A 3689-nucleotide genomic window follows, 5' to 3' on the forward strand; every position below is an offset into this window, starting at 1 on the left:
ATTTTGGTAATAGCACTGGCGACTTGTTAAAAATATACCGTAATCCTTGCGAAAAACCTGTTTTTAGGCTTAGGGAAAACCGGTCTTAGTCGTATATTCATAAACCACTAAAACAAGCCCTCTATGACACGCCTTTTTGACCTGCTCTACCACCAGGTGGAAAACCACCCCAATGACACCGCCGTCAGTTCCCGGGACGCCTCCGGAAACTGGGTTTCATATAGTTCCCAACAAGTACTTGACGCAGCAGAACAAGCCGCTTCCGGATTGGTCAAGGCAGGCCTGCGTCCCGGGGAAAAGGTGGCCATTGTCGCCTATAAAAACAGGCCAGAATGGTTGATTATGGATTTTGCCATACAGATGGCCGGAGGCATCAGTATTCCGCTTTATCCGACCATAAGTATTGGGGAGTACGAATATATCCTGAACGAGGCCGAGGTAAAAATGGCCTTTTGCGGGGCCCTGGACCTTTACGACAAACTAACTGCAGCTCAAAAAACGACCCCAACCCTGGGGCATATCTACACTTTCGATTCGCATCCGGACCGCCCTTTCTGGAAAGACATCTTTGACGCCGAAGGTGTTTCAGCCCTGCAACCCATAAAAGATTCTATTGGGGCATCCGACCTGGTGACCATCATTTATACTTCCGGAACTACCGGAAATCCGAAAGGGGTGATGCTCACCCATTCCAATATCATGTTCGTGGTCCTCGAAACTTCGAACCTGCTCAAGACGGATGCCGGTGAAAAAGTGCTGAGCTTCCTCCCTATGTGCCATATATACGAACGGGCCGTTTCTTTTGTATACTACTATAAAGGCTCCTCGGTCTATTACTGCGGCACCGATAACCTGAGCGGCCCGGAGGGGGACCTCGCTTCGGTCCGGCCCGTGGCCTTTACCACCGTCCCGAGGTTACTGGAAAAAATATATGAAGCCATCTACAACAAAGGGCTGGCCCTGGAAGGCGCCAAACGGAATTTATTTTTCTGGGCGCTGAGCCTTACCGACAATTACCAGCCAGAACAAAAACTTTCCTTTATCGACAGCCTCAAATGGAAGGTTGCAGACAAGCTTATTTTTAGTAAATGGCGGGCCGCCTTAGGCGGAAACGTACGTATGATCGTGACTGGTGCGGCCCCCTGCCCTGTCAAAATTTTGCGTGTTTTCTGCGGGGCCGGGATCAATATCAAAGAAGCCTACGGCCTTACAGAAACCTCTCCAACCCTAACCGGGAATCGAATGGAGCCCGGCGGAACCCTTTTGGGAACTGTGGGTTATGCGGTTGATGGCGTTGATCTTCGCATCGACACTTCCGCCGGGGACTACGGGGAAGGGGAAGGAGAAATCCTGGCACACGGGCCCAATGTGATGTTGGGGTATTACAAAAAGCCCGAAGTCACCGCTGAGGTTTTTCGCGAGATCGACGGAAAGAAGTGGTTTTGTACGGGGGATATCGGAAAGTTTATTCCCGGGCAAGGGGGGCGTCAATTCCTGAAGATCACCGATCGGAAAAAAGAGCTTTTAAAGACCTCCGGTGGAAAATACGTGGCCCCGGCCCCTATTGAAAATCGGTTCCGGGAAGACTTCCTGGTGGAACAGATTATGGTTGTGGGGGAAAAACAGAAATTTGTTTCAGCCCTTATCGTCCCTGCCGATGAAGCCCTTAAAAACTGGTGTGAACACAAAGGGATCCCCTGGACAAACGTCCATGAGATGATCGCCCACCCAAAGGTGATAGGGAAATACCAGAAAATCATCGATGGGCTCAACCCCGAATTCTCCCATATCGAACAGATCAAAAAATTCAAACTTGTGCCCCACCAATGGCTACCGGTACATGAAGATCAATCTGAATCTGAACTCACCCCTACCCTCAAACTAAAAAGGCGGATCATTCGTAAAAAGTTCGAAAAAGAGATTGCTGAGATTTACGCCTGATGGGCACCAGAAGACCCTTGAAACTCATGACCTAATCTCCTGATTCATGATCTCATTTTTTCGCAGAATCCGTCAATCCCTTCTGGGCCAAAACCGGTATCAGAGGTACCTTATGTACGGTATTGGTGAAATTCTGCTGGTCGTCATAGGCATCCTGATTGCCCTTCAGATCGACAACTGGAATGAGTCGCGGAAAGATCGGGAAATTGAGCAGGCTGTCCTTTTACAGTTGCAGGAAGATTTCCGGTCGAACCTCACGCAATTGAATCGGAAAATTCAGATTCGCAAGGCGATTATCGAGTCATCCCTGTATATCCTGAACGCCACGGACCATCCTGAAGTCGCCAACAGGGATTCCCTTATTGCCCGTTTTTCCATACTGCTCTTAGACCCCACCTTCGATCCTATAGAATACGATCTGAGCAGCACGGGTAACTTAAGGTTAATATCCAATAACAGACTAAAGCGCCTGCTCTCCAACTGGACTTCAGATATTGTAGCCGTGCAGGAAATCGAACAGAACTGGTCTCGGATTATCAATGAGCAACTTATAACCGAGCTCAATCGCCTGGGCGTTACCCGGGATCTGGCAAACTATTTTGCCAATGACCTCAAGATGGACTGGCAGTTGGAAGAAGCCTCCGAGACAAAAAGAATTCCCATTGGCACTGCAAGACAAGAAGTATCCACAGCCCAAATCGCTGAGAGCAAAGTATTGGAAAGTCTTGTTTCATTGGCGATTACCTATAACAATGGGGCCAACTTAGAATCGGAAACCGTTCGAAAACGAATTGAGGAAATCCTCAGCCTGATCGAGGCTGAAATTCACTAACTCCCTCCTGTAGATCTCCAAAAACAAAACCTTCCCAAAATACCTGTCTGCTAAAAACGGTTTGTTTCTTTCAGGCCGGTATCCAATGAGAAGGCTTACTCCTTAAAAGAAGAAATTACCTATTCCCCTTTCCCCGTACTCGGGGCATCGTCGTGGGTACAGCTGTAATGGGCGTCAGAAGCCGCGTAGACCGCAGCCGTCGCAGATTTTTGGGCTTCGCGGGCTGCATTCAGCGATTTTCGCATATGGTAGTGTACGTCTCCGAGCTTTCGGGCCGCGGAAGCTTTTTTGGCATTGCTCATGGCCACATCTGCAAAATCACGGGCATCGATTGCCCGGCTCTCGGCTTCGATAGAATTGGTGATTACAGCGTCAATCCCGCAGACTTCAGCATAATACTGGGAGTCTCCCGCCAGAGAAACTGCTTCGTGGGCCGCAGCCTGTGCTTCCCCGGCAAATTTCTGGGCGATACGGGCATTTTCCCGGGCCTTGGAAAAGGTATCTGCATACCCGGCGATTTCTGCATAGGTCCGCACACTATCAGAATTGGCGCTCACCGCTTCGGAATAGTCCCTTACCTCGGAAACCTCGCTTTTAAAAAGTTCACATTGGGCCGAAGCGATTCCCGGCAACAACAGCAGGGCTGCAAAAGCAAGCTTTAAGGATGGTGTAATAACCTGTTTCATAAAATTTTGAGTTGATTCAACTGCCCTATAACGACGATATACCCGATTCATTTTATATTACAGATAAAAAGCATAAAAACGCGTTTAACCCCCGGGTAACCGCCCTGCCAAATAAACCTGTATGGCTTGATCCAGAGGCTTTGGGGAGACTAGTCCTGCCTTAAAAGATCTCATGGGATCCGGAATTGTCCCCGTTCAGATCACTGATATTGAAATCATAGACATAACCG

General features: G+C 48.9%; 3 protein-coding genes. 2 read left to right on the plus strand and 1 reads right to left on the minus strand.

The features are described 5' to 3' along the window. Positions 1-123 precede the first annotated feature (123 nt). Together WBV75_RS07620 and WBV75_RS07625 are read left to right on the plus strand one after the other, a co-directional pair. Positions 124-1941, plus strand: coding sequence for an AMP-dependent synthetase/ligase (locus tag WBV75_RS07620; RefSeq protein WP_424120034.1), 1818 nt, complete (start codon positions 124-126; stop codon positions 1939-1941). A 46-nt stretch (positions 1942-1987) separates the two neighbouring features. Next, positions 1988-2773, plus strand: a complete 786-nt coding sequence (locus WBV75_RS07625; protein WP_424120035.1) for a DUF6090 family protein — start codon at positions 1988-1990, stop codon at positions 2771-2773. A gap of 119 nt (positions 2774-2892) precedes the next feature. Here the strand turns inward: WBV75_RS07625 and WBV75_RS07630 are convergent, their stop codons facing one another. After that, the gene (locus WBV75_RS07630) at positions 2893-3459 is read right to left on the minus strand and encodes a hypothetical protein (protein ID WP_424120036.1); all 567 of its coding nucleotides are present in this window, start codon (positions 3457-3459) and stop codon (positions 2893-2895) included. Positions 3460-3689 lie beyond the last annotated feature (230 nt).

It is taken from the genome of Robiginitalea sp., assembly GCF_049588695.1.
GTDB lineage: Bacteria > Bacteroidota > Bacteroidia > Flavobacteriales > Flavobacteriaceae > Robiginitalea.

Coding starts and splice junctions, on each gene's coding strand:
- WBV75_RS07620 (WP_424120034.1), top strand. CDS start 124: ATGACACGCCTTTTTGACCTGCTCTACCACCAGGTGGAAAACCACCCC.
- WBV75_RS07625 (WP_424120035.1), top strand. CDS start 1,988: ATGATCTCATTTTTTCGCAGAATCCGTCAATCCCTTCTGGGCCAAAAC.
- WBV75_RS07630 (WP_424120036.1), bottom strand. CDS start 3,459: ATGAAACAGGTTATTACACCATCCTTAAAGCTTGCTTTTGCAGCCCTG.